Consider the following 23,484-nt stretch of genomic DNA (forward strand, 5'->3'; position numbering starts at 1 on the left):
GACGTTGCGCCCGATCAGCGCTCCGCGCCCTCAGGCGAGCCGACCGCAGCATGGAACGAGATGAAGGACGTGGCGAGCGCGGCCTCGCTGTCGATCAGCGACTGGCGGCTCGCGATTAGCTGGCGCTGCGCATCGAGTACGTCGAACAAAGTCGCCAGCCCTTCGCGGTAGAGCGCATCGGATTGTTCGAGCGCGGCCTCGCTCTGCTCGATCGCTTCGGACAGGGCATCGATCCGCTGGCCGTTCGCCTTCAGCGCAATCAGCGCATTTTCCACCTCTCCCAGCGCTTCGAGGAAGGTCAGGCGGTACTCGCCGAAGCGCGCATCGGCCTCGGCCTGGGCGGCGGCGACTTCCGCCCGACGGCGTCCACCGTCGAACAGCGGCAGGTCGATTGCCGCGCCGATGGTGGCGATGAATTCGTCGAGGAGACCGCCGATGGAACCGTCGCCCAGCGCAAGGCCCGCAGGGATGGTGAGCGAGGGGCGCAGATCGGCCTGCTCGATCCCGACATCGGCGGCGGCGCGCAGCAGCGCGGCTTCTGCGGCAAGAATATCCGCGCGTCTGCGCAAAAGGTCGGCGGGCGTACCGGCGGGTGGTCCGCCTGCATAATCGGGGATGGTCCGGTCGCCCGCGGGCGGGTCGGGCGCGAAAAGTCCGGGCGGCCGGCCGAGCAGGATCGCGAGGCGATTGGTCGCGCCCGCCCGCGCAATCTCAATCAGCCCCCGCCGCGCGCGGGTCTGCGCAAGATCCGCCGCCGCACGGCGCACATCGAGGTTCGCGGCCAGACCTGCCTCGAAGCGCAAGGTAACGATCCTGAGCGTGCGCTCCTGCAACTGCGTCGATTGGGCGAGCAGATCGAGCTGAGCGCCGGTGCGGCGGTACTCGATATACTGCGCGGCGATGGCGGCGGCGACGAGGCGGCGCTGGTCGGCGACGATGTATTCCGCTTGCGCATAGTCGGCGGCGGCGGCGCGGATCTCCGCTGCAAGCCGCCCGGAAATGTCGGGATCGAAGGTGCCCAGCAGGCCGATACTGGCGGAATCGCTGTCGAAGGTGCCGAGCCCGATCGACCCATCGGCGGCACCATCGACGCGTGGCAAGCGATCTGCCCGCTCCGCGCGCAGCAGCGCCGCCGCGCCGCGCAGCCGGTCACGCGCGATGGCGATGTCGATATTCGCGGCGAGGCCCTGGTCGACCAGTTCCTCCAGAACCGGGTCGTTGAAGCCTTCCCACCAGTCTTCCGCCACGCCGCTTTCGGGCAGGTCTCCGGCGTAGGCTTTGGGTGCGAGGACCGGGCGCTCTGCCGGATAAGGATCGATCGACGCGCAGGCCGAGAGCGCGAGGGCCGCGCAGGACAAGGCAGCAATCCGGATCATGCTGGTGCCACGGTCATGTCTTCGTCGAGCGAGTCGATTTCCTCGCGCAGCTTGGCGAGGTCGACGCTGCGCGGCTGCCCTAGCCGCGCGATGACGAGGTAGAGCACGGGCGTCAGGAACAGCGTGAACAGGCTGGCGATGCCCAACCCGCCGAAGATGACCCAGCCGATCGACTGGCGTGCCTCGGCCCCTGCGCCGCTCGCGAGGATCAGCGGGGTCGCGCCGATCACGGTGGAGACCAGCGTCATGACGATCGGGCGCAAACGGATCGCGGCTGCCTCTTCCACTGCTTCGCGCACGCTGCGTCCCTGGTGGCGCAACTGGTCCGCGAATTCGACGATCAGCACGCCGTTCTTGGCCATCAGACCGATCAGCATAACGAGGCCGATCTGCGAATAGATGTTGAGCGACACGCCCGAGAGGAACAGTGCGAAGACCGCTGCAGCGAGCGCAAAGGGTACGGTCAAGAGTACCACAAGCGCACTGGTGAGGCTCTCAAACTGGGCTACCAGCACCAAGAAGACGATCGCCAGCGCAAAGCCATAGGTCAGCAGCAGGGCGTTGGAGCTTTCTTCCAGGCTTTCCGCATCGCCCTGCAGCAGCATGTCGATATCCTCCGCTACCGTCTCTTCGGCCAGCCGCTCGATCTCGTCCACCGCATCGCGCAGCGGCGTGCCGGCGGCAATGTCCATGTCGACCTCGATCGCGCGGCGCTGCTCGGTCCGGTCGAGTTCGGCGGCGATGCCCTGTTCGACGATCTGGGTCACGGCGGAGAGCGGGACCAGCGTCTGCCCGCTGCCGCTCGCCGTGCCGCTCGATCCGCGCACATAGAGGTTGCGCAGGTCGTTCGGGTTGGTGACGCTCACGGCCTGCGCGGTCAGGAAGATCGGGACCGACTGATCGCCGACATTGAGATCGACCAGTTCCTCCCCGCCGACCATCGCGCGCAGCGTTTGCGAAAGATCGTCGAGGTTCACGCCGAGGTCGGAGGCACGCTGCCGATCGATCCGGATCGACAGCTGCGGCTGGGTCGGCTGGTAGGAGATGTCGGCGTTGGAAAGGATGTCCGACTGCGTGTCGATCGCGGCGGCGAGGGCATCTGCGCTTTCGTAGATGCGGTCGTATTCGGGGCCGGTCAGCGCGACTTCCAAACCCTCACCGCCGCCGCCGAAACTGAGCGTGCCGCGCCCGCGTGCACTGGTGCGCGATCCGGGGATTTCGGCCAGCGGTCCGTTCAATTCCTGCACGATCTGCGTCTGGCTGCGATCGCGCTCGCTCCAGTCGGCGAGTTCGGCGGTGACGCGCACGCGGTTCGGGTCGTAGCGGCCGACGATGGAGAAGGTGCTGCGGATTTCGCCGCTGTCGAGGTAAGGTTGCAGGACCTGTTCGACCTCGTCCAGCTCGCGGTCCATGAAGGCGAGCCCGACCCCGTCCGGCCCGGTCGCGTCGACGGTGATGACCCCGCGATCCTCATCAGGCACCAGTTCGTTGTCGAGCTGCGTATAGAGCAGACCCGCCAGCCCTGCGATCAGCACGGATCCTGCGATCATCGCCTTGGGCGCACCGAGCGCACGATGCAGCGCCCGCTCGTACCGTTCGGTCGCCGCGCTGCCGAAGCGGGGGAGGCGGCCCTTGCCTTGCGTATCGCTGGTCAGATCGAATCTCGCAGCGAGCGCGGGCACCAGCGACAGCGCGACGAAGCTCGACAGGATTACCGCGACCGCCAGCACGAAGCCGAATTCGCGGAACAGGCGCCCGGTTTCGGACGGCAGGAAGCTGATCGGCACGAAGACCGACACCAGCACCGCCGTCGTCGCGACCACCGCGAAAAACACCTGCCGCGTGCCGACCACCGCCGCCGCACGCTTGCCCAGCCCCTTGTTCTGCAGGCGCTGGGCATTCTCCAGCACCACGATCGCATCGTCGACGATCAGCCCGGTGGCGAGGACCAGCGCGAGCAGTGTCAGCAGGTTGATCGAAAAGCCCATGATCCAGATGCCCGCGATCACGCCCACCAGCGCCACGGGGATGGTCGCGCTGGGGATCATCGTGGGGCGCCACGCGCGGAAAAAGAGCAGCATGGTGGCAACCACGACGAGGATGGTGAAACCGAGAGTGATGAGCACCTCGCGCACCGAAATGCGGATGAATTCGGCGTCGTCGGACACGATCTGCAGCTCGACATCGTCGAACCGGCGGTTGACCCGCTCGACCGCCTGCCGGATCGAGTTCGAAATCTCGATCGTGTTCGAACTGGCCTGCCGCACCACGCCGAGGCCGATGATAGGCTGCCCGTCGAGCCGCACGAAATTGCTCGCATTGGCGGGGGCGAAATCGGCTTGCGCGACATCGCCGACGCGCACATTCCCTCTGATGACGACGCTCTCGATCAGCGCGGGCTCGGTCGCGCTGGCATCGGCGCGGACCACAAGGCTCTGCGCGTCCGAGCGGAACGAGCCGACCGGCACATCAAAGGGCGCGCTTTCCAGCGCGTCGGCGACATCGGTCAGCGTGAGGCCGAAGCGGTTGAGGCGCAGCGGATCGACCGCGACGCGCATCTGGCGCTGGCGAGCGCCGAACGGGTCGATACTGGCGACCCCTTCTGCTGTCAGCAGTTCGGGGATGATGTCGTTGTCGACCAACCGGGTCAGTTCGGACTGGTCGTAGGCATCGCTCAGCACCGCCAGCGTCATGATTGGCTGCGCATCCTGATCCGCCTTAACCACGATCACCTGCTCGACCCGCTCGGGCAGGTCGCGCTGCGTGCGGCTGACCGCTTCGCGCACATCGGTCGCGGCGGTATCGAGGTCGACGCCGGGATTGAACTCGACCCGGATGCGGCTGTTGTTTTCCTCGCTGGAGGAACTGATCTGGCGCACGCCCGAAACGCGCGCGACCGCATCTTCGAGGATGCTGGTGACCTCCGCGTCCATAGTCTCGGGCGCGGCGCCGGGCAGGCTGGCGGTGACCGACACGATCGGGCGGTCCACGTTGGGCAGCTCGCGGACTTCCACACCCAGCAGCGCCGCGATGCCTGCGATCACGATCAGCAGGTTGAGCACGCCGATCAGCAGCGGGCGCTTGACCGCCAGCATGGGCAGGTCGGTTCTAGTCTCCACCGGCGCGGTTTTCGCTGGAGGAGTCGTCGCCGGTTGCCTGCCCACCGGCCCCGCTGCCTTGCGCACCCTCGACCCGAACGTCGCGTTCGGGCTGGCGCGTCTGGCGGACGAGGCGGATATCCTGCCCGTCGCGCACTTTCTGCACACCCTCCACGATCACCCGGTCCTGGCGGGAGATATCGCCGTCGACGAACACGCGCCCCTCGCGGCGCGAGGTGATGGTGACGGGCACGCGGACCGCCTTGCCATTGCGGACCACGAACAGGTGGGCGCCTTCGCCGCCCCACACGATCGCCTCCTCGGGTATCGCAGCGCGGGTGGTGCCGTTGCGGGTGAAATTGACCCGGAAGCTCATCCCCGGGCGCAGCCTGTCGTCGCGGTTGGGGATCGCGGTACGCACGATGAAGTCGCGGCTATCCTGCGAGATGCGATTGTCGGTCGCGATCACTTCAGCCTCGATGGCGCGGCCCGGTTCGGAGAAGGGCACGACCTCGACCGTGTCGCCGCGGCTGAGGTTGGCGAAGACCTCTTCGGGTGCGGGGAAATCGACATAGAGCGTGCCGCGCTGGTCGATCTGGGTAATCGGCGTGGAATCGTTGACCCGGTCGCCCGCGTCGATCTCGGTCAGGCCGACATGGCCGGAGAAAGGCGCCCGCACCGTGCGGTCCGCCAAGGCCGTCTGCGCCTGCCGCAATTCGACCCGCGCCGCGGCGAGCGCGTTCTCTCCCGCCTCGATCTGGCTGTCGGAAATCGCGCCCGTCCCTTCGATCCGGCGATAGCGGCCGAGGAGCTGGCTCGCCTCCTGCACCGCGACGCGCGCGGCTTCGACATCCAGCCGCTCGGCCCGGCTGTCGAGCTCCAGCAAAGGCGCGCCCGAGCGCACGTAATCGCCGGCGGAAAAGAGTACGCGGGTGACCCGCCCCGCAGTCTCCGGATAAAGCTCCGCCGAAGTCGCCGCGCGGGCGGTGCCGATTGCTTCCACCTGCGAAACTTCGGGCAGGAAGCGTACGTCCTGCGCGACCACCGGGACGGCTTCGTCCTCGCGCGCTTTCTCTCCGGAGGAGCACGCGGCGATCAGGATGGCAAACGAGCCGATTGCCAAATTTTTGAGCTGAAACCGGTTCATCGCTTCTCTGTCTAGGGGCGTAGGCGCACCATTGAAAGCGTCTCGCCCCCCGACCCATGCGATGCAACACCGGCTATGGTCCGGGGGTGGGCCGCCGGATCGCGGGCACCGATGATACAATGCCGTCATCGATGTCGGTGAAGAGATCTGCCCGCAGCTGGTACGTTAGCGATCCGAGACAGGCATGACGGATCAAAACTCTGGCACTCCGCGTCAAGGCCCTACCGCGCAGGTCCGCTAGGTTCCTCTCGCCACCAACAAAGGAAGCGATGATGAATTTCAGGAATTTTGATCTGCTCGACAAGCTGTTCGGTTCGCTCCTGGCCGCGATGTTCGTGCTGGGCACTCTTTCGATCGCGACCGAGGTTCGCGCCTCGCGCGAGGCCGGCCTCGGGCTCGTTGGCCCGGACCTTGCGGTTTCCGCGCTCGCAACTGCCGCGCCGGAGAACGCACCCGCCTGAGCGCGGCGCGAGCCTGTCGCAATGGTTTTGGCGCGACCGGCTCAAAAGCTGTCGCACAGGAGCAAGAGCCGGGCCTGCGGGTGCCCTACTTGCTTCTGACCCGACACAAGGAGCAAGGCATGGACACGCAAACGACGTTCAACAAACCGAACCTGGTGCTCGGCGGGACCGGCAAAACCGGCCGCCGCATCGTGGAGCGGCTGCGCAGTCGCGGGCTACCGGTACGCGTCGGATCGCGCGCGGGTACGCCGCCCTTCGACTGGGCGCGCGAAGCCACCTGGGACGATGCACTGCAAGGCGTGTCGAGCATCTACATCTCTTACGCACCCGACCTGGCGATACCCGGCGCCAAGGACGCGATCGCCGCGCTTGTCTGGCGCGCGAAACTGCACGACGTAAAGCGGGTGGTGCTGCTGTCGGGCCGGGGCGAGGACGAGGCGCGGGCTTGCGAGGCTATCGTGCAAAACAGCGGCCTCGAATGGACCATCGTGCGCGCCAGCTGGTTCGCGCAGAACTTCTCCGAAGGCGCGTTCGCGGACATGGTGCCAAGCGGTATCATCGCGCTGCCGGGCGGCGATACGCCCGAACCTTATGTCGATCTCGAAGATGTGGCCGACGTCGCGCTCGCTGCCCTGACCGAGCAAGGGCATGACGGCGAAGTCTACGAGGTCACCGGCCCGCGCCTGATGACGCTGCGCGAGGTTGCCAGCGATCTTGCGCACGCGACCGGGCATCCGGTCCGCTATGTCGACGTGCCCCACGACGAATTCATCGGCCAGCTCGCGGATTCGGGCGCGCCCGAAGCGATCGTGTGGCTGCTCGACTACCTGTTCTCGACCGTGCTCGACGGGCGCAATGCGAGCCTCGCCGACGGGGTGCAGCGCGCGCTTGGCCGCCCGCCGCGCGATTTCGCGCACTATGCGCGAGAGGCAGCACGCGCCGGAGCATGGGAGCTCGCGGCATGAGCTATCACTGGAGCCTTTATCCGTGCGTCGTCCTCGCGCTGTGGGCGATGCTCACCGGCGGCGTGTTCAAGGCATTCTCCGAATTCGTCATGCGCGGCCTTGCGCAGGCCGGGCCAGCCGCAGGCATAGCCGCGATGCAGGGGATCAACCGCACGGTGCTGCGGACCGAATTCGTGTTCGCGATCCTTGCACTCGGCGCGGTTACGCCGGGCTTTGCGCTCTATGCGTACTTCACGCTCGACGGCACCGCCGCCGTGCTGATCGTCGCGGCGGCGGCAGTCTATCTGCCGAGCACGTTTTTCATGACGATGCTGGGTAATGTGCCGATGAACAACCGTCTCGACCGGGTCGACGCTGCGAGTGCCGAGGGCGCAGACTATTGGGCGCATTACGTGCGTCGCTGGACCGCTCTCAACCATTTCCGCACGCTTGGTTGCATCGTGACCGGCACGCTCTACGCACTCGCCGCGCTCGAACTCGGCGCGGGCACGGGAAGGCTCAAATGAAACGTTATGGGCTTCTGATCCTGGGCGCGCTCGCGGTCTGTGTGGCGTGGGCGGCGCTCGTCTTCGTGACCTTCAGCGAGGGGTGGCTGCGCAGTCCGCTAATCGAAGGCGATGAGCCGCAGGCTTTCGTCGCTGCGGCGAAGGCCAGAGCGATGGCGGATAATCGCGGCAATCTGGCCTTCGTGATGCTCGAAGATGGGCAACAGGTCGCCAGCTTCGCGATGTCGAAGGGCGATCCGGTCGACGGCGATGCGCTGTTCCAGGTCGCATCGCTCGGCAAGTGGCTGACCGCATGGGGCGTGATGGCGCTGGTGGAGGAAGGCCGGATCGATCTCGACGCGCCGGTCTCCACCTACCTGTCGCGCTGGCAATTGCCCGACAGCGAATTCGGCGCCGACGGCGTCACTGTCCGCCGCCTGCTCAGCCACACGGCGGGGCTCGACGATGGCCTCGGCTATGATGGCTTCGCCGCGAAGGAGAATCGCCAGACGCTGGAAGACTCGCTGACCCGCGCGCGCGACGCTTCGCCGGGCAAGACGGGCCTCGTGCGGCTGGGAAGCAAGCCCGGTTCGCAGTGGCAGTATTCGGGCGGCGGCTACACGCTACTCCAGCTGGTGATCGAGGAGGTCACCGGGAAATCATTCGCGCAATACATGGAGCGCACAGTGTTCGACCCGCTCGGCATGGAGCGCACAACCTTCGATCACGAGCGTGCGCTCGAGCTGGGCCTCGCGCAAAACTTCCGGCCCGACGGGACGACCGAGCCCTTCCGCTGGTACACCGCGCTCGCGGCCACCTCGCTGTTCACGACGGCGGACGATCTCGCGCGGTTTCTCGCCGCGCAGGGGCCGGGTGGCCAGCAGCCCGTGCTGTCGCCCGATACGCAGCGCCTCATGGCCACGCCGCACGCCTCGCAGCTCGGCGCCGATGTGTGGGGCCTCGGCGCGATGCTTTATGCGCCCGACAATCGGGGCGGGTTCATCATCGGCCACGACGGACAGAACGGTCCGGCGATCAATACCGCCGCGCGGATCGAACCGGCGACGGGTGATGGCATCGTGATCCTGTCGACCGGGCACGGTTCGCTCGCGACCGAGCTGGCCGGGGAATGGGTCTTCTGGAAAACCGGCAATGTCGACAATCTGGATTTCGCCGCCGGAATACCGACCATGCTGACCTGGCTGGCGATCGGCCTCGGCGTCATCGTGCTGCTGGCGATCTTCATCGGCCTTCGCATGCGCCGGCGTGCTCTGCAGGGCGGGGGAGACTGACGCTCAGGCCCGCAGCCGCTCGCCCGCCCGCGCCGAATGCCCGAGCACGCCGGTCGGCATGCGGGGCGAGGTTTCGCGGAACTTGCGCGGGGTGGTTCCCGACCAGCGCCTGAAGGCCCGGGTAAAGGAACTCTGTTCCGCAAAGCCCGTCAGGAAGGCGACTTCGACGAGCGATTGCCGCCCCTCCGCCACCAGCCGCAGCGCAACCTCGCGCCGCGCCTCGTCGACCAGAGACTGGTAGCTGTGGCCCATCCCGGACAGGCGCCGCTGCAAGGTGCGGCTACCAATGCCGAGGTGGCGGGCGACATCCTCCAGCTTGGGCACGCCCTCGCTCAGCGTGTTGGCGACATGGACCAGTACCTCGCGGTCGAGATGGTCTTCCTCGGTCGCGGCGATGCTCTCTTCGAGGTGGCCGCGCAGGAATTCCCAGATGTGCTTGTCGCCGACGCGATTGGGGCGGTCGAGGTCATCCCCGCGCAGCACGATCGCATCGACTTCGGCGCCGAAAGTCACCGGACAGCGGAAATGCGCTTCGAGCGGGCCGACCGAGCCGACCGGATCGTGCATGAACTGCACGCGTGCGGGCGTCAGATCATCCCCATTGGCATCGCGCCACAACGTCAGGAAAGTGCCGAGCCCCGCCTCGTGCGAGAGGCGTGCGCCGTCGCTCTGCGCCACGCGCGAATTGGTCCACCAGCACTCCGATCCGAAGGCGGATAGCGCGAACACCGAGTAGCTGTTGAACAGCCGGGTATAGCGGTCGAGCCGGGTCAGCGCGCCGCGCAGGTCGGGGGCGGAGCGCGTGGTCAGCCCCAGCGTGCCGAAATCCTCGCACCGCATGGATGCCGACGTGCGCATGTGGATGCTGATATCGGGCCGCTCTTCCTCCGCCAGCGCCTCGAACAGCGCGTGGTGCTGCGACACGTCGACCGTGGCGGCCGGATCGGCCAGAACATCGCGCGTGAGACCCACCCGCGCCAGCGCGCGCTCCGCCACCTGCGGGTCGGCCTGCGCCAGCGCCTTGGCCGAGAATAACGACGATACCTGCACCAGTGCCCCCGGATACCCTGCAACGACCCGCAAAGCGCCCCGCCTTCCCATAGCGCGTCGCGCCGCGTTTGGCACCCTGCGTCAAGCAAACGTCGCGGACGGACAAGATGGCGCGCGCCCGCCCGGCCTATCGAAGTGATCGACCAAGGGGGTCCAATCCCGAGATCGGAGGGGTCCCGCAGGGTCGCTTTATTGCGAAGGAGCCGTTCATGATCTGCGATACGATTACCCGAGAGCGTCTGGCCGCGGCCGCGCTTTCTTCCGTCGCCACGATTGCCCTGGTGGTCGCATCGGCCGCCCCGGCCAAGGCGGAGCCACGCGCCGCCACCGCCACGCAGCCGCCGGTCGACGACGGCCTGCCGATGCCCGGCTTCGCGATCGAACCAGGTACGACCGCGCTCGTCATTACCGATCCGCAAAACGACTTCCTCTCGCCCGAAGGCGTCACGTGGGGTGTTGTCGGCGAAAGCGTCGCCGCGAACCGTACGGTCGAGAACATCGAGGATCTGTTCCTCGCCGCCGACCGCAGCAAAATGCCGATCTTCATCTCGCCGCACTACTATTACGAACACGACCATCGCTGGAAGTTCGAAGGCACGCTCGAAACGCTGATGCATGGCATCGGCATGTTCGATCGCCCGCATGCGCTTACCCTCGAAGGGTTCGAAGGGTCGGGGGCAGACTGGCTGGAGCGGTACAAGCCCGTGATCGAGAACGGGCGCACCGTCGTGACAGCCCGCACAAGGTCTACGGCCCCGATAGCAACGATCTCGTCCTGCAACTGCGCAAGGCGGGGATTTCCAAGGTGATCCTGGGCGGCATGTCGTCGAACCTGTGCACCGAATCGCACATGCGCGCGCTGGTCGAGGCGGGCTTCGAAGTGATGGTCGTGACCGATGCGACTGCGGGCGCGATCACCGAACATTACGACGGCTATGCGGCCTCGCTCGTCAATTTCCGCATGATCGCGAGCGCGGTCGACAATACCGCAAACACCCTGCGCGCGATCGCCGCGGCATACGAGTAGCGCGCCGCGCGTCACCCGAAACCGGCCCGGGCTTCCTACCCCAGCCCGCACCCGGCCCGGCGGCAGCCGACCGCACCTTCCTCCGACCCCCACCAGCGCGGCCGGCTGCCGTCACCCACGTCCCACCGACATTCTTGAAGGAGACCACTAATGACCAAGATTCTGCTTCCCAATTCGATTCTCGTCGCCGTCCTGCTGGCCGTCGCTCCCGCCGCGCCCGCGCTCGCCGACGATGAATACAATGTCAGCAAGGGCTATACGCTCGACGGCGTCGGCCTCGGCGTCCACGGCGTTGATCCGGTCGTGCTGAGCACCGCCAACGCCGTGGCCGAAGGGGATGCCGCGCACACGGTCGTCCATGACGGCGTCGCCTACTACTTCGCCTCGCCGATCACGGCAGAGCGATTCGAGGCCGATCCCGATCGCTACCTGCCGCAATACGGCGGGTTCTGCGCCTATGCCATCGCGCTGGGCCGCAAGCTCGATGGCGACCCGCGCTTCGCCGACATCGTCGACGGCAAGCTCTACCTCTTCGTCAACGCCGCGGCGTTCGAGAAGTATCTCGCCGACAAGGAAAACACGCTGCGCACCGCCGACAAGAAGTGGGGCACCATCAAGCACGTCCCGGTCGAAGACCTGTAACCCCCGCAACCTCGAGTGGCGGCGGGGTCTGTCGGGCCTGCCGCCGCTCCCATCCATCTTTCGGAGACACGAGATGATCGAGCGTCCGCCGCTGCCGCCCTTCACATTCGAGACCGCCACGCAAAAGGTGCGACTTGCCGAAGATGGCTGGAACAGCCGCGATCCCGACAAGGTTTCGCTGGCCTATTCACCCGACACGCGCTGGCGCAACCGAGTCGAATTTCCGGTCGGGCGCGAAGAAGTGCGCGAATTCCTCGCCCGCAAATGGGCCCGCGAACACGACTACCGCCTGGTGAAGGAGCTGTGGGCGTTCGACGGTGTGCGGATCGCAGTGCGCTACGCCTACGAATATCGCGACGATGTCCATCAGTGGTTTCGGGCCTATGGCAACGAGAACTGGGAATTCGACAGCCATGGTCTGATGACCGCGCGCCACGCCAGCATCAACGAGCTGACGATAACCCCGGAACAAAGAAAGCTGCGCTGGCCGCTCGGCAGCCGTCCGAAGGATCATCCGGGCCTTTCGGATCTGGGGCTGTGAGTTATACCTTGCTGAGTATTTCACCACCAGAATCAGCACTGGTGATCCGTGGGCCGTTTCGTCGACTGTAGGTTCACGGTCATGTCACGACGAATCCGTAGAACATACGTTGACCAGTCGCGGGCAATCGTGGCAATCGGCGAGCGCATCATGAAGGCGGGTGCAAACCGACGTGTAAACCGTTCGCACGGTTGCTTCGGTTCCCGTTATATCACAATGCCTTGCGGGTGTAGCTCAATGGTAGAGCAGCAGCTTCCCAAGCTGACGACGAGGGTTCGATTCCCTTCACCCGCTCCACAATCCCGACCGCAGCGCAGAAAGCCCGAGCCGATGCTCGGCCCGCCCACCTATCCCGTGATCAGGACAAAGGGGGCCCACGCAAAGGGGCTGTCGGCGCCTACGATGCCGCTTTCCTTGCGCAGTTTGCGGATCGCATCGCGCAGGGCTTCGGTCTTGCTCATGCCGGTGCGGTAATTGAGCACGGTCTGCGAACTGACGTAAGCAGCGACGTCGTCGCGCACCTTCCAGTGCGAGACGAGCAGGTCCTTTGCGCCTGCCTGCCGGAATGCCTGGGCGAGGCCCGAGAATGCCGGGAGCCCGCCTTGCATGCCCGCCGCGCTGTCGCAGGACGACAGGATGACCCATTGCGCCCGCATATCGAGCTGCGCGATCTCGCTGGCGGTCAGCACACCATCATCCTTCGCGGCCTCGCCTGGCGAAAGGACCAGCGCAGGCTCCGCTATTCCTTCGATCTCACCGGCGACGATGCCGTGGGTGGCGAGTACGACGATGTCCGCAAGGCGCGTTTCGGACTGCCGCATCGCCTGCTCGTTCGCCTCGGCCCCGATGAAAAGACGCTGGCTGCGCCACGGCACCGACGCGGCGATCGACCTGACCTCTTCGTCGGTGCCCGGCAGGGGGAGCAGGCCGGCAAGCGCGCTTACGTCGATTCCGCTTCGCGCGAAATAATCGGCGATCTGTGAAGGCGCTCCGGTAGGCGAAACCGCTCCGCTAGCCGGGCTGGAGAAAGGGGAGGGCGCCGCGAAGGCGACCAGATCCAGGGGGTCGTCACTGCCGTTGGCTTCCTCATGCTCCCACCCCGAAAGGTCGGACAGGTAGCTTAGCGAAAAGCGGTCGAGCAGCCAGCGCTGTTCGCCCGCGCCGCCCCATCCCTGCAGCAGCGAGAAGGGCAGCGAGGCGAGCGGCCCGTTGGCGTAGATCCTGAGCGATTGCGTCTCGGCCAGATCGGCCATGATCTCGGCGGGAAACAGCGCCTCGCCGAGCTTGAGCGAGGAATCCGTGTCGAACGATTCCACGCGCACGCTGCTGCCGAGCGCATTGGCGAGGGCGACCACATCGTGCCGGGTTGCGGACAGCTGGATGGCCCGCGCGCCGTCGGGTGTGACGAGCAGGGCGTAGGTGCCGTAATAGATGGGGGTGACCGCCAGCACGGCTTCGTCGTCGCCCAGCAGGGATTGCAGCTGCGTGATAGAAGGTTCGGGCGTCAGCCGGGCCGCCGCCCATTGCGGGAAGCGTTGTTGCAGCGCCTGCTCGATCGCTTCGCTGGCCGACTTCGCCTGTCCGAACTCCTGCCGCTGCGCCTTCGCGTCCTCGCCTTGCGCAAGTGCGAGCAACAGCGCGCTGTCGGCGCGATCGAGCCGCTGGCTGGCCTCTTCCAGATCGCGCAGCGCGGCGGCGAGATCGGGGTTGTCCGCCTGCAACTGTGCCGCCCTGCGGCTCGTCACGCGGGTCAGATTGGCTTCGCTGACGAGCGCCATGGCGGAGAGCATAAGGTCGGCATCGTTCTGTTGCGCGGCAATTTCCATCACCAGGTCGATTGCCGCCAGATGCCGCACCGGAAGCGCTGCGCCTTCGCCCAGGGTCACGAACCGCCGGGTTGCCGAGATAACGTTGCGAGCGGCTGGAATGCGCATGTCCGTCGCAGTCGCCTGCTCCGGCGGCTGCGCGTAAGCGCGCAGCAGCGTGGCGAGCGCGAGTTCGAAGGTGTCGGTGGTATCGCTGGCGCGTACCGCGTTCTCGAACTGGCGCGCAACGGTGAGCGCACCATCCCGATCGCCAACCAGAATTCGGGCATGCACGAGATCGGGAGCGATCCGCCCCAGTGCCTCGACATCCCCGGTATCCTCGCCAAGCCGGTTGCGTCCTTCCGCGAGCAGGCGGACGGCCTCGGCAGGGTCGCCCAGCGCAAGCGAGGCCTGCCCGTTATAGGCGAGCGCGAGGATCGGAAATGCGCTGGCCGGCCCCTGATAGCGCGCCATGATCGTCTCGGCCTCGGTAAACAGAGGCTGGGCCTCCTCGTACTGCTGCCTTTCGAGCAGGAGGGTGGCGAGATTGTGGATGCCGTATCCGAAGACGAGCGTGTCGGCCCCCTCGTGCTCGCGCTTGAGTTCGAGCGCGCGGGTCAGGAATTGCGACCCCTCGATAGGCCTGCCCGAATTGGCGAGGATGATGCCCAGCATCTCAAACGCCCGTGCATAGCTGGGGTGCGAGGGATCGACATGCGCGCTCGCCCGGTCGACCGCCGTGCGCGCAAAGCCCTCCGCCTCCTCCATCCGCCCGGCACGGCGCAGCGTCTGGGCATAACTGTAATAGCCCGAGACGGTGTCGGGGTGATTGGGTCCGAGAGCCCCTTCGCGGCTGTCGAGGCTGGCCTTTTGGTAATCCAGTGCCTCCTGCGTCTGCCCCAGCCGCAGGGCGGTTTGCGAGAGCGTGAATTCGAGGTTGGATTTCGCTATCGAGAAACTCTCGTCCTGTCCCTCTGGGTCGAGGCGGAGAAAGTAGGCATAGGTTTCCTCCACCATGGCAAAAGCGCGCTCCGTCTCGCCCTTATGGGTCAGCAGCAGCCCGATCAGCGCAGCGCCTTCTGCCATTTTGGCAGGGTAGGCTTCAAGATAGGGCAGGGCGCCCGCGACCCCATCCTCAGCTTCGACGAGCGCCGCGTCGATTTCGCCTTGCCGATAGAGATGAGAGGCAATGGCGATCTTGGTGATGTGGGCCAGCGGGTGGACCGCTCCATCGGCCAGCAGCGTGCGCTGCGCCGCTTCCTGCAGGGCCTGCCAGGCGGCAACGGTCTGCGCCTTGCCCTCGGCATCCTGCGGCCCGTTTGCCTGGAGGTCTATGGCGCGGTCTTCCAGCGCTTGCAGGTGCGCATATTGCGGCAGATCGGTCGAATAGGGGTTGCGCGTTTCTTGCGCGAGCAGAGGCGCAGCCGGGGCCAGTGCGAGCAAGCCCGCCGAAGCGAGGATGGTGCCTTTCTTCGAAAGCCCCCTAATCGAAAACGATGTGATAGCGTGCATCCCGTTTCCCCGAATTGCGCAATTCTATGCGGTATCGCTGCGTGTAGGTCGGTACGAAGCGGCATTCGCGCGCATGGGCGGGCGATTGCTCGCACACGGTCTTTCCGTCCGCTCTGGCGATGCGCAGATGCACGCCCTCTCGCGGCGCGGTGCCGGCAGCGATGCTGACCGATTTGCCACCCATTAGAAGCTGCTCGGTGTGGACAAGCGCACCGGGCGCAAGCGTACCGCTGAGGTAGGCCGGGCCGAGCACCCGTCCGCGAAGGGCGCGGGTCTCTTTCGGCGCGCTGGCGCGCCATTCCTGCAGTGCATCTTTGCCGGACGCATCGGACGGTGTTGCTCCTGCGAGATCGATCGACCGGAGCCGCTGGGCGAGGGTCTCGGAATCGCCCCGCTCGAATGCGGCATCCGCTTCGGAAAGGTCGTTGGCCAGCCGCTCGGTCGAGGTCATGGCGACGCTCGCCACCGCAGCGGAAAGCGCCGCCCCATGCTCATCGGGTGCGGTGCAGCCTGTCGTCGTTGCCAGCGAGACGACCACCGCCAATGTTGCGAAACGCGTGCCGGGATGTTGGCCAGACAGATCCATCAGTCGCCTCGAAGCTCCTCGCCTGCCGCGAGGACGAACTTCGCGCCCCCGTCGCTCTTTGCGAGGTCGAGCGACAGGCCATGACGGCCGGCAATGGCGCGCGCCAGCGCCAATCCCATGCCGCTGCCCTGGATATCGGGACCGGCGGTCTTGCACCGATAGAAGCGTTCGAAGACCTTCTCTCGCTCTGCTGCAGGGATCCCCGGCCCGTCGTCTTCGACGCTCAGCCTCGGGCCAGGCTCAAGCGATACTCGGATCGCGCCGCCGGGGCGATTATACTTGAAGGCATTGTCGAGCAGATTGGTGACGACCCGCCCCAATTGTGCCTCATCCCCCTGCACCATCACCCCCTCCCCGACAGTCCAGTCGAAACGATAACCCGCTTCCTCCGCGCTGTCCTGATACAATTCGCAAATCTGCCTCACCGTCGCACTGAAGTCGACCGGTTTCGTGCCGCGCGGATCGCCGGCATGCGCTTTGCTTGAGGCGATATCGAGGAGGGCTTCGAGCGTGGCGACCAGCCGCTTGATATCGGCGCGCGCCTCCGTAAGGCTCGCCCGCGATTGGGCGTCGGGATGCTGAGCGATTGCCTTCACGAGACGGCTGTCGAGATGCATCAGCGGGGTGCGGATTTCGTGCGCGATCTGCTCCGAGGTTTCGCGATAGGCGAGCATCAACTGCCGCGCCTGCCGCACAGCGCGGGCGGCCTGGCTGGCGATCTGGTCGATCTCGTCGGGTCTGTCGGGCGCGACGAGGCGTTCCAGCTCGGGCTCGTCGTGGCGGCGGAAGGCGTCGCGCACCCGGCTGACCCGGCCGCGAATGCGCGCACTGGCCAGTTGCGCGAACAGCGCGGTGCAGCCGACGAACACCGCCCCGCCCAGCAGAAAAACCAGCCCGACCCGGGTCAGCAGGAAGGCACGGTCGGGCGGCTCGCGTGCGACCAGCAGGCGCAGGTCTTCGGAGATCAGCGTGGCGCGGGCATAGGCCCGGGTGCGCTCGCCGATTTCGACCGTGCCGCTTTCCGAGATTTGCGGATCGAGAGCGGGCCACTGCGCCAGATCGCCTGCGATCCGGTTTCCTGCCCGGTCTGCCAGCAGGTAATGCGCCCGCGCGCCATCGGTCGGGATCATCGCCAGCCGGTCGGCGATGCGGCGTTCGAGTTCGTCCTGTCCGCCGCTGGCATAGATATCGACCAACCCCGCCAGATCGACATCCACGCTATCGCGCGTCGAGGCGGCGAAGGTCTCGCGGATCGTCTGGTCCGTCATTAACCACAGCCCCGCCAGCAACACTGCCGACAGCACTGCCGAGAGCAGGACGACGCGCGTGAAGATGGAGCGGGGGGCGATTATTGGCCGCGCCCCTGCAGCAGGCGATATCCGGTGCCCCAGACGGTTTCCAGCGCGGGGCTGTCGAACCCTTCCTCAAGCTTGCGCCGCAGCCTGCCGATATTCACGTCGACGACATTGGTCTGCGGGTCGAAGGACATGTTCCACACATCGCGCAGCAGCATGTCGCGGGTGACGACCTCCCCTGCGTTTTCCATGAAGTATCGGAACAGCTCGAACTCGCGCGGGCTCAGCGCAATGTGCCGGTTGTCGCGAAAGGCGGTGCGCGCCTTCACGTGGCACTCGAAAGCGCCGAACAGGATCACCGCGCTGTGTTCGCGCCCCGACGCGCGCCGGTGCAGCGCGCGGACCCGCGCGACCAGTTCGATCGCTTCGAAGGGTTTGGCGAGATAGTCGTCGGCGCCCGCTTCCAACCCCTCGGCGCGGTCGCTCGTGCGGCCGAGCGCGCTCAGCATCAGGATCGGCGTGCTAACCCCGCCGCTGCGCAGGCGCTTGATGAGATCGAGCCCGTCGGCATCGCCCAGCATCCGGTCCATGATGATGACATCGAAGGATTCCAGCCCGGCGCGCTTCAACCCGTCGGCGCCGTTTGTCTCGACCGCGACGGTGTCGCCTTCCTGCCGGGCGATCGTCGTCAACTCTTCGGCCGCGCGCGCGTCGTCCTCGACATAGAGTATCTTCATCGCGTCATCTCGCCCTGTCCCCTCGATGTCATGCCCCATTGCCAGAATCGCCTGTTTGCCACCGAGTTCAAGGAAGAAAAGCGCGCAACCCGAGAGCGGACCTCTCCCTTGCGGGGGAGAGGGCCGAAGGTGCAGCGCAAACGCCGTCAGGTTGCAGGGAGATGCTAGCAAGCGCGGTCCGCAATTTCCCGTGACAAGTGCTGTTAGGGGGCAAGACGGCAATGGCCGCCGCGGCACGGCCCGCGAAGCCTAACGGCACTTGTCATCTTCCTATCAGCAAACGTTCGTACCCGGCCTGTCGAGCGCGGCGTAAACCCTGCCTGTCGGTTTCGGGAGGGCTCAGATGCGGTTGAAATGCTTCCTCACCATCGCTTGCCTTGCAGCTGCCGCCGCGGCGGCGGCTCCTGCCGGTGCAAGGGAGCCTTCGGCCAGAAAGGTCGCGAAGATGATGGCCGATTGCGCCTATGTGGTGAACGTCGCTGAAGCGAACGGCGTCCGGCTGAGCCACACCTCGGACGACTGGGGCCAGTGGCTGAGCAGATATGCCGAAGCGAACGGCTTCGACGCCGAACGGCAGGTCGAGACGGCCAAGGCCAAGTATCGCAAGCGCAGCCGGGTGCTGGGTGCGGACAAGGCGCTGTCCGACATGATCGCCAATGCGCGCAAATGCGACCAGCAGCTCGAGGCTATCTGATGCGCCGTCTCGTCATACCCGGGCGCCAGGCGCTGCGTCTTGCCGTGCTGGCATGGCTGGCCCTGTTCGGTCCAGTTTCGATGGCGCCCGCTCAGGCGCAGGGGGCGGACGATCTCCAGCAGAGCATCGCGCGTTGCGACGGTGGTGACAGAGCAGCGTGCCTTGCCGTCGGGCTCGTGCTGTCCGATGTCGACAACTCGGCCTACGACGCCTTTCTCAGCCTGCGCTTCCTGCAACAGGCCTGCGCCGCGAACGAGGCGAAAGCCTGCGGTCGGCTGGCGCTGATTTTCTACGCCGGCGAAGGCGATGTCGAGCGCGACCTGCCCAGCGCGGGCAACTTCGCGATGCGCGCGTGTTCGGGGCAAGATCGCGACGGGTGCGAAGTTGCCGAGGCGGTGTTTGCAGAGCCGGGATCGCCGCAGTTCGATGCCGAAAAAGCGCTCGGCTACCGCAAGACCAACTGCGCTTATGGCAATCGTCGGTCGTGCATCGATCTGGCGCGCATCCTCTATGCACTGGACGATGCGCTGCCCGCCGAACAGATCGCGCTCAACGCCTGCGACCCGGGCGATCCGGCCAGCGCGGATATCTGCGCCTTCGGCAACCGGCTGCAATCGCTGCGCCATCAGGCGGAGGCAGAACGCGAGGCCGCAATCCAGGCGGCGCGCAACGCGCAGGCGCGCGAGGATGCGGCGTTCGATCATTACATGGCCCGGCGCGACTATGACGGGGCGCTGTATTATTCGCTCTACCACATGCGGTCGAAGAGCCACGCCGAACGGGCGATCATGGCCGCCGCGCGCGCAGGCGCGCTCGGGAGCATTTTCAAGGACCACTTCTACGTCCTCGAATACTGGTTCCCCTCGGGCCCGGTGGCGCAGATCGCGGCCTCGCAGATCGCGCAGGTCAGGCAGTCCAACGACTGCGGGATTTTCAACTGCACCAATACGCCCGGCGCCAGCGAAGCGCGGTGGCGGGCGGCGGGCGGAGGCCGATCGAGCAGCTCCTATTCCGGAAGCGGCTCCTCCTACACTCCGAGACCGATGCCCAGCAGCGCGGACATCGCGAGGCAGACCCGCGACAAATACCGTTTCAACAACTGCACCGGCTCGCGGAGGCTCCCCAGCAGCCATCCGGTTTGCCAATAGATCCAGGAGTTTCTCAATGAAGGTACTTGCAACAACCGCGACGCTGATTGCGGCCCTCGCCACGTTCGCTCTGGCGCCCGCCACCGCGCAATCTCCGGCGAAGGTCGAGGCGGGCGGCGGCAGCGCCGCGCTGGCCGGGCAGGCGGCATACAACTCGGGCGACTTCGCCACCGCCCGCGCGAAATATCAGGCCGGTTGCTTTACCGAAGGCAACAGCGCTGCCTGCACCAATCTTGGCGCCATGGCGACCAAGGGCGAAGGCGGTGCCAGCGATCTGGCTCTGGCCCGACGCGCCTATGGGACGGGCTGCGAGAAAGGCCAGGCCGAGGCGTGCGAGAACTATGGCTCGATGCTCAAGGCCGGAAAGGGCGGAGCGAAAGATGCAGCGGGCGCGATTGCCCCGCTGACGACCGCCTGCAATGCAAGCTTCGCCACCTCCTGCTACGATCTCGCAACCACCTATTTCTTCGGCCGGGTCGGCAACGGGCCGGATTACGCCAAGGCGCGGCAGTTCTTCGGCAAGGCCTGCCCCGAATACGCCGCCGACGGATGCTACGCCCTCGCGCTGCTTCAGCGCGATGGCCAGGGCGGTGCGGTCGATGCGGCGGGCGCGGCGAAGTCGTTCAAGCTATCATGCGAGGCGGGCAAGTCCGACGGGTGTCTCGAATACGGCGTCGCGCAATATAACGGCGCCGGTGTGGCGCAGGATTATGCCGGCGCGCGCAGCAGTTTCACCCAGGCATGCAACACCGGCAATGCAGGCGCCTGCATGAATGCCGCGATCATGTCGCGCGACGGGCAGGGCGGCGCGGCCGATCCGGCTGCGGCCAAGCGGCTCTTCGGCCTTGGCTGCAAGCTGGGCATTCAGGATGGTTGCACGCTCGCCGCCCGGATCGGCGCGTCGTGAGGGCGTCGGGCGCCGGGTATCTGGCACGAAGCGGCATCACCGCCGCGTGCTTCGCGATGGCCGTCGCGGCCTTCGCGCAAGTGCCCGCCCTCGCTTCCCCCGCGCAAACCGATAGCGGCCCTTCCGACGAGCAGATCTGCGAGGTTCGTTACACCAACATCCGGATGAACATCTTCCCCGTCCCCGGCTCGCGTACGGTTAGCGAGGAAGAACTCGCCTGGGCGAAGCAGCAGACCGAGCGGAAGGAGCGCGGCGAATCCTGCCTCCTGCCCGATGGCTTCGCCGCCCAGTTCAGGGATGCGATGCGTCATAACGCAGCCTTCGAGGCGGGCACCCGCACGGCGGTTTCTCCGCGAACAACGGGTGAGCAGCTTGTCTGCGCCGCAGTCTGGAACCGCTGGAATTATGCGGTCGACAGTGCGGCGGGTGCGGACTTCGTGCAGGCGCTGCGCCCCGAGCTTTCCGCCGCCAACGCCGACAGGCGCGAGGCGTTCTGGCGCGCGCAGGATGGCGAGGCGGGGCAGGCGGGGGACGAAGGGACTGCCGCAGAGGAACAGGCCGACGACCTCTACGCAGCTTATGCCCAGAACGAGAAGGGCGGTCTCGAACGGCTGATGGAGAGGCTGGCGATATGCGAATGAGCAAGACCCGGAAACACGCCAGCAAGGGGGCTGGAATGTATCGGAAATTGAAAGACGCGCTCGCGTTGCTCTTCCTCGCGGGCATCTGCGGCACGGCCCATGCCCAAGCGCCCGACGGCGACGCCGTGATGGAGCTTCATCGAAGCGGCCTTGCTTTCGACGCGCAGGGAAACACCGCCGCGGCGCTGCCCGCGTTCACCAAGGCCTGCGATCTCGGCCTGCCCGCAGCCTGCACCATGGCGGGGCTCATCGAGCACGAAGCTGCCCGAACCACAGACCACCACATGCGCGCCGCCCGGCTGTTCGCGAAAGCTTGCCGGGCGGGGGACGACCTTGCCTGCATGCAGACCGGCATCGCCATTGGCCCGCTTTCGCGTGCCAGCTCCGAAGCGCCGGGCAGCACCATGGTCCTCGCGCTGCTCGCGATGGCGGAGGAGTGCCGCCATTCCAACGGCGAGCAGGCATGCGTCGATACGGCGCAATTGCTCGGGGCGGATGAGGAACACGAAGCCGATCTGGTGGCGGCGCGCGCCTATGCCGAGCGCGGCTGCGAGAAAGAGCGTTTTGCGGCCTGTGCCGGGGTCGCCATGCTGCCGGGCAAGCCGAGGACACGCGCAGAGACGGTCCAACGCAATGTGGCCTTGTGCACCGGCGGCTGGGCGGGCGGTTGCGACGCGCTGCTCAATCCGTTGATGGCGGGCGTCGCGGGTGAGAACACCGAGCACCATCTGGACGTGTTGAAGGGCGTTTGCGAACAGCAGTTGGGCATCGCCTGCGCCAATCTTGGCCTGTATTTTTCCCATGGACCCGAGGACGCCCGCTCTTTCGAAATGGCCCGCAGCTATATGCGGCTTGGCTGCGATGAGTTCGTCGCCAAGGCGTGCTTTGCATTCGGAGTGATGCACAAGAAGGGTATCGGCGGGCCGGTCAATGAAGCGCGAGCAGTGTCGCTGGTGGCGCATTCCTGTGAACTCGGCGAACCCAAGGCGTGCTTCACCCTCGTGGGCATCGCGGCGAAGGCCGACGACGGCGAAGCGGGTGGGATCGCGGCGTCCGAGGCGTTGCGCCGAGCCTGCAGACTGGGCGATCAGGTGTCGTGCGAGGCGCAGAGGTTGTGATCGGACGGGGGGCGCCAGCAATGGCGGCGGCAGATAGGGGGGCAGTGGTTCGATGAAGCAGACAGGATCCCGGGCGCGGGCAGCGCTGGCGAGCATCGCGCTTCTTGCCATGACGTCGACGTCATCCGCGCTTGCGCAGACGGCGGATCGCGAGGTGCCGGACGAATATCCCGAGTACGAATTCGTCTGCCCCGATGGCGGGTATCAAAGCGGCTGCGATGCGGCCGATATCGCGGACGCGACCGATGTCGAGAGCGCCCGGCCTTCCGACTTTGGCGAGGGGTGTCTTTACCGGACCGAGGCCGATTGCTCGGTCATCGCCAACGGGCGGGTCGCGCGGTTCTCCGATGGACCCGATCTCTACTGGCAGTTGCTCAGCCTGCAGCCGAACGACGGCCCGCATGTCGAGATGCTGGTGCTCGCAGAGATGCACGATGCCTTCGCGTATCTCCTGTTTGCCAAGCAGGTCGAAGGCTATTTCGATCCACCCGTGGCTGCCCGCGACGGGGATGGCCGGTTCATCCTGCATGTGCCCGCGCGCAATCGCGGGCTGGGTAACGAAGACCTCGTGCTGTTCACCAGTGGCGAAGGCTGGAACTGGACCAGCGCCTTGCAGATCATGAGCGAGGTCGACCGGCTGTTGCCGGACGGGTTTGCCATCGCATCGCCGGTCGCCTTCGACTTCCGCGAAGGCTCGGCATTCGCGCTCGTGCGTAGGGACGACGACGCAGGGTGCTGCGCGACCGGCGGGACCGTGCTGCTGGATTTCGAGCAATCGGACCACAGTCTCTCGGTCGCGCACGTACGATTCATCGAAACGATGCCGGTCGGACGCGAGCACGACGCCTATCCCCGGGACCATCAGAAAAGCGACGAGTGAGCTGGCCCATAAGGGTTGAGTGCCGACCTCTATCCCCCTTTTTCACGCTCGCGGTCCTTCCCCAAACTGCCGTTTTC

At 66.3% G+C, this 23,484-nt stretch carries 22 protein-coding genes and 1 tRNA gene; 15 read left to right on the top strand and 8 right to left on the bottom strand.

Annotated elements, in window-relative coordinates; all coding sequences use genetic code 11:
* Positions 1-14: 14 nt before the first annotated feature.
* The 3 genes from AAG612_RS13235 to AAG612_RS13245 are packed head-to-tail and all read right to left on the bottom strand — an operon-like array spanning position 15 to position 5,621.
* Entirely contained in the window at positions 15-1,376 is a 1,362-nt protein-coding gene (locus tag AAG612_RS13235) for an efflux transporter outer membrane subunit (RefSeq protein WP_342510834.1), read from the bottom strand.
* Positions 1,373-4,495, bottom strand: coding sequence for an efflux RND transporter permease subunit (locus AAG612_RS13240; RefSeq protein WP_342510836.1), 3,123 nt, complete (start codon positions 4,493-4,495; stop codon positions 1,373-1,375). The genes AAG612_RS13235 and AAG612_RS13240 overlap by 4 nt, the downstream gene beginning before the upstream one ends.
* Complete coding sequence (locus tag AAG612_RS13245; protein ID WP_342510837.1) at positions 4,485-5,621, bottom strand: efflux RND transporter periplasmic adaptor subunit; 1,137 nt, start codon at positions 5,619-5,621, stop codon at positions 4,485-4,487. The genes AAG612_RS13240 and AAG612_RS13245 overlap by 11 nt, the downstream gene beginning before the upstream one ends.
* 272 nt (positions 5,622-5,893) lie before the next feature.
* On the opposite strand from AAG612_RS13245, the gene AAG612_RS13250 reads away from it, so the two are divergent.
* The 4 genes from AAG612_RS13250 to AAG612_RS13265 all read left to right on the top strand — a co-directional run bounded on the left by AAG612_RS13250 (position 5,894) and on the right by AAG612_RS13265 (position 8,824).
* Complete coding sequence (locus AAG612_RS13250) at positions 5,894-6,082, top strand: hypothetical protein (RefSeq protein WP_342510839.1); 189 nt, start codon at positions 5,894-5,896, stop codon at positions 6,080-6,082.
* Positions 6,083-6,201: 119 nt separating this feature from the next.
* Positions 6,202-7,047, top strand: a complete 846-nt coding sequence (locus tag AAG612_RS13255) for an NAD(P)H-binding protein (protein WP_342510841.1) — start codon at positions 6,202-6,204, stop codon at positions 7,045-7,047.
* On the top strand, positions 7,044-7,553 hold the full coding sequence (locus AAG612_RS13260; protein WP_342510843.1) for an anthrone oxygenase family protein: 510 nt from the start codon (positions 7,044-7,046) through the stop codon (positions 7,551-7,553). The genes AAG612_RS13255 and AAG612_RS13260 overlap by 4 nt, the downstream gene beginning before the upstream one ends.
* Positions 7,550-8,824, top strand: coding sequence for a serine hydrolase domain-containing protein (locus AAG612_RS13265; RefSeq protein ID WP_342510845.1), 1,275 nt, complete (start codon positions 7,550-7,552; stop codon positions 8,822-8,824). The genes AAG612_RS13260 and AAG612_RS13265 overlap by 4 nt, the downstream gene beginning before the upstream one ends.
* Positions 8,825-8,827: 3 nt before the next feature.
* Here the strand turns inward: AAG612_RS13265 and AAG612_RS13270 are convergent, their stop codons facing one another.
* A complete protein-coding gene (locus AAG612_RS13270; RefSeq protein ID WP_342510847.1) occupies positions 8,828-9,907 on the bottom strand; it encodes an AraC family transcriptional regulator in 1,080 nt (359 codons plus the stop codon).
* Between the two features lie 176 nt (positions 9,908-10,083).
* On the opposite strand from AAG612_RS13270, the gene AAG612_RS13275 reads away from it, so the two are divergent.
* From AAG612_RS13275 to AAG612_RS13295, 5 genes are all read left to right on the top strand, one after another.
* A complete protein-coding gene (locus AAG612_RS13275; RefSeq protein WP_342510849.1) occupies positions 10,084-10,683 on the top strand; it encodes an isochorismatase family protein in 600 nt (199 codons plus the stop codon).
* Positions 10,680-10,901 carry an isochorismatase family protein gene (locus AAG612_RS13280; RefSeq protein WP_342510851.1) on the top strand — a complete coding sequence of 74 codons (222 nt, stop codon included), beginning with the start codon at positions 10,680-10,682 and terminating at the stop codon, positions 10,899-10,901. Before AAG612_RS13275 ends, AAG612_RS13280 begins: the two co-directional genes overlap by 4 nt.
* Positions 10,902-11,051: 150 nt before the next feature.
* On the top strand, positions 11,052-11,543 hold the full coding sequence (locus AAG612_RS13285; RefSeq protein WP_342510855.1) for a YHS domain-containing (seleno)protein: 492 nt from the start codon (positions 11,052-11,054) through the stop codon (positions 11,541-11,543).
* 73 nt (positions 11,544-11,616) lie between these two features.
* Positions 11,617-12,084, top strand: coding sequence for a nuclear transport factor 2 family protein (locus AAG612_RS13290; protein ID WP_342510857.1), 468 nt, complete (start codon positions 11,617-11,619; stop codon positions 12,082-12,084).
* A 223-nt stretch (positions 12,085-12,307) separates the two neighbouring features.
* Positions 12,308-12,381: transfer RNA gene (locus AAG612_RS13295), tRNA-Gly, on the top strand.
* A gap of 50 nt (positions 12,382-12,431) precedes the next feature.
* On the opposite strand, the gene AAG612_RS13300 is transcribed toward AAG612_RS13295, so the two are convergent.
* The 4 genes from AAG612_RS13300 to AAG612_RS13315 form a co-directional block, all read right to left on the bottom strand.
* On the bottom strand, positions 12,432-15,332 hold the full coding sequence (locus tag AAG612_RS13300; RefSeq protein WP_342510859.1) for a CHAT domain-containing tetratricopeptide repeat protein: 2,901 nt from the start codon (positions 15,330-15,332) through the stop codon (positions 12,432-12,434).
* Positions 15,333-15,372: 40 nt separating this feature from the next.
* Positions 15,373-15,987 (bottom strand): hypothetical protein, encoded by a 615-nt coding sequence (locus tag AAG612_RS13305; protein ID WP_342510861.1) that lies wholly within the window; start codon positions 15,985-15,987, stop codon positions 15,373-15,375.
* Complete coding sequence (locus AAG612_RS13310; RefSeq protein WP_342510862.1) at positions 15,987-17,255, bottom strand: sensor histidine kinase; 1,269 nt, start codon at positions 17,253-17,255, stop codon at positions 15,987-15,989. The genes AAG612_RS13305 and AAG612_RS13310 overlap by 1 nt, the downstream gene beginning before the upstream one ends.
* 80 nt (positions 17,256-17,335) lie before the next feature.
* Positions 17,336-18,019: a response regulator transcription factor gene (locus AAG612_RS13315; protein ID WP_342510864.1), complete on the bottom strand. Its 684-nt coding sequence runs from the start codon at positions 18,017-18,019 to the stop codon at positions 17,336-17,338.
* 343 nt (positions 18,020-18,362) lie between these two features.
* On the opposite strand from AAG612_RS13315, the gene AAG612_RS13320 reads away from it, so the two are divergent.
* Genes AAG612_RS13320 through AAG612_RS13345 form a run of 6 tightly spaced genes read left to right on the top strand, consistent with a single transcriptional unit; the run spans position 18,363 to position 23,407 of the window.
* A complete protein-coding gene (locus tag AAG612_RS13320) occupies positions 18,363-18,713 on the top strand; it encodes a hypothetical protein (protein WP_342510866.1) in 351 nt (116 codons plus the stop codon).
* The gene (locus tag AAG612_RS13325) at positions 18,713-19,861 is read left to right on the top strand and encodes an SEL1-like repeat protein (RefSeq protein WP_342510868.1); all 1,149 of its coding nucleotides are present in this window, start codon (positions 18,713-18,715) and stop codon (positions 19,859-19,861) included. Before AAG612_RS13320 ends, AAG612_RS13325 begins: the two co-directional genes overlap by 1 nt.
* 16 nt (positions 19,862-19,877) lie before the next feature.
* A complete protein-coding gene (locus tag AAG612_RS13330) occupies positions 19,878-20,768 on the top strand; it encodes a tetratricopeptide repeat protein (RefSeq protein WP_342510870.1) in 891 nt (296 codons plus the stop codon).
* 56 nt (positions 20,769-20,824) lie between these two features.
* Positions 20,825-21,409, top strand: a complete 585-nt coding sequence (locus AAG612_RS13335) for a hypothetical protein (RefSeq protein WP_342510872.1) — start codon at positions 20,825-20,827, stop codon at positions 21,407-21,409.
* A 35-nt stretch (positions 21,410-21,444) separates the two neighbouring features.
* Complete coding sequence (locus AAG612_RS13340) at positions 21,445-22,527, top strand: tetratricopeptide repeat protein (protein ID WP_342510874.1); 1,083 nt, start codon at positions 21,445-21,447, stop codon at positions 22,525-22,527.
* Between the two features lie 52 nt (positions 22,528-22,579).
* Entirely contained in the window at positions 22,580-23,407 is an 828-nt protein-coding gene (locus AAG612_RS13345; RefSeq protein ID WP_342510876.1) for a hypothetical protein, read from the top strand.
* The last annotated feature ends 77 nt before the right edge of the window (positions 23,408-23,484 follow it).

This window comes from Citromicrobium bathyomarinum, assembly GCF_038594605.1.
GTDB lineage: Bacteria > Pseudomonadota > Alphaproteobacteria > Sphingomonadales > Sphingomonadaceae > Alteriqipengyuania > Alteriqipengyuania bathyomarina_B.

Bases quoted from the DNA above. Each gene is read 5' to 3' on its own strand.
- AAG612_RS13265 (WP_342510845.1), top strand. From the start codon at position 7,550: ATGAAACGTTATGGGCTTCTGATCCTGGGCGCGCTCGCGGTCTGTGTG.
- AAG612_RS13275 (WP_342510849.1), top strand. From the start codon at position 10,084: ATGATCTGCGATACGATTACCCGAGAGCGTCTGGCCGCGGCCGCGCTT.
- AAG612_RS13260 (WP_342510843.1), top strand. From the start codon at position 7,044: ATGAGCTATCACTGGAGCCTTTATCCGTGCGTCGTCCTCGCGCTGTGG.
- AAG612_RS13335 (WP_342510872.1), top strand. From the start codon at position 20,825: ATGGCCGTCGCGGCCTTCGCGCAAGTGCCCGCCCTCGCTTCCCCCGCG.
- AAG612_RS13310 (WP_342510862.1), bottom strand. From the start codon at position 17,255: ATGACGGACCAGACGATCCGCGAGACCTTCGCCGCCTCGACGCGCGAT.
- AAG612_RS13255 (WP_342510841.1), top strand. From the start codon at position 6,202: ATGGACACGCAAACGACGTTCAACAAACCGAACCTGGTGCTCGGCGGG.
- AAG612_RS13345 (WP_342510876.1), top strand. From the start codon at position 22,580: ATGAAGCAGACAGGATCCCGGGCGCGGGCAGCGCTGGCGAGCATCGCG.
- AAG612_RS13245 (WP_342510837.1), bottom strand. From the start codon at position 5,621: ATGAACCGGTTTCAGCTCAAAAATTTGGCAATCGGCTCGTTTGCCATC.
- AAG612_RS13340 (WP_342510874.1), top strand. From the start codon at position 21,445: ATGTATCGGAAATTGAAAGACGCGCTCGCGTTGCTCTTCCTCGCGGGC.
- AAG612_RS13235 (WP_342510834.1), bottom strand. From the start codon at position 1,376: ATGATCCGGATTGCTGCCTTGTCCTGCGCGGCCCTCGCGCTCTCGGCC.
- AAG612_RS13325 (WP_342510868.1), top strand. From the start codon at position 18,713: ATGCGCCGTCTCGTCATACCCGGGCGCCAGGCGCTGCGTCTTGCCGTG.
- AAG612_RS13320 (WP_342510866.1), top strand. From the start codon at position 18,363: ATGCGGTTGAAATGCTTCCTCACCATCGCTTGCCTTGCAGCTGCCGCC.
- AAG612_RS13290 (WP_342510857.1), top strand. From the start codon at position 11,617: ATGATCGAGCGTCCGCCGCTGCCGCCCTTCACATTCGAGACCGCCACG.
- AAG612_RS13250 (WP_342510839.1), top strand. From the start codon at position 5,894: ATGAATTTCAGGAATTTTGATCTGCTCGACAAGCTGTTCGGTTCGCTC.
- AAG612_RS13305 (WP_342510861.1), bottom strand. From the start codon at position 15,987: ATGGATCTGTCTGGCCAACATCCCGGCACGCGTTTCGCAACATTGGCG.
- AAG612_RS13315 (WP_342510864.1), bottom strand. From the start codon at position 18,019: ATGAAGATACTCTATGTCGAGGACGACGCGCGCGCGGCCGAAGAGTTG.
- AAG612_RS13285 (WP_342510855.1), top strand. From the start codon at position 11,052: ATGACCAAGATTCTGCTTCCCAATTCGATTCTCGTCGCCGTCCTGCTG.
- AAG612_RS13330 (WP_342510870.1), top strand. From the start codon at position 19,878: ATGAAGGTACTTGCAACAACCGCGACGCTGATTGCGGCCCTCGCCACG.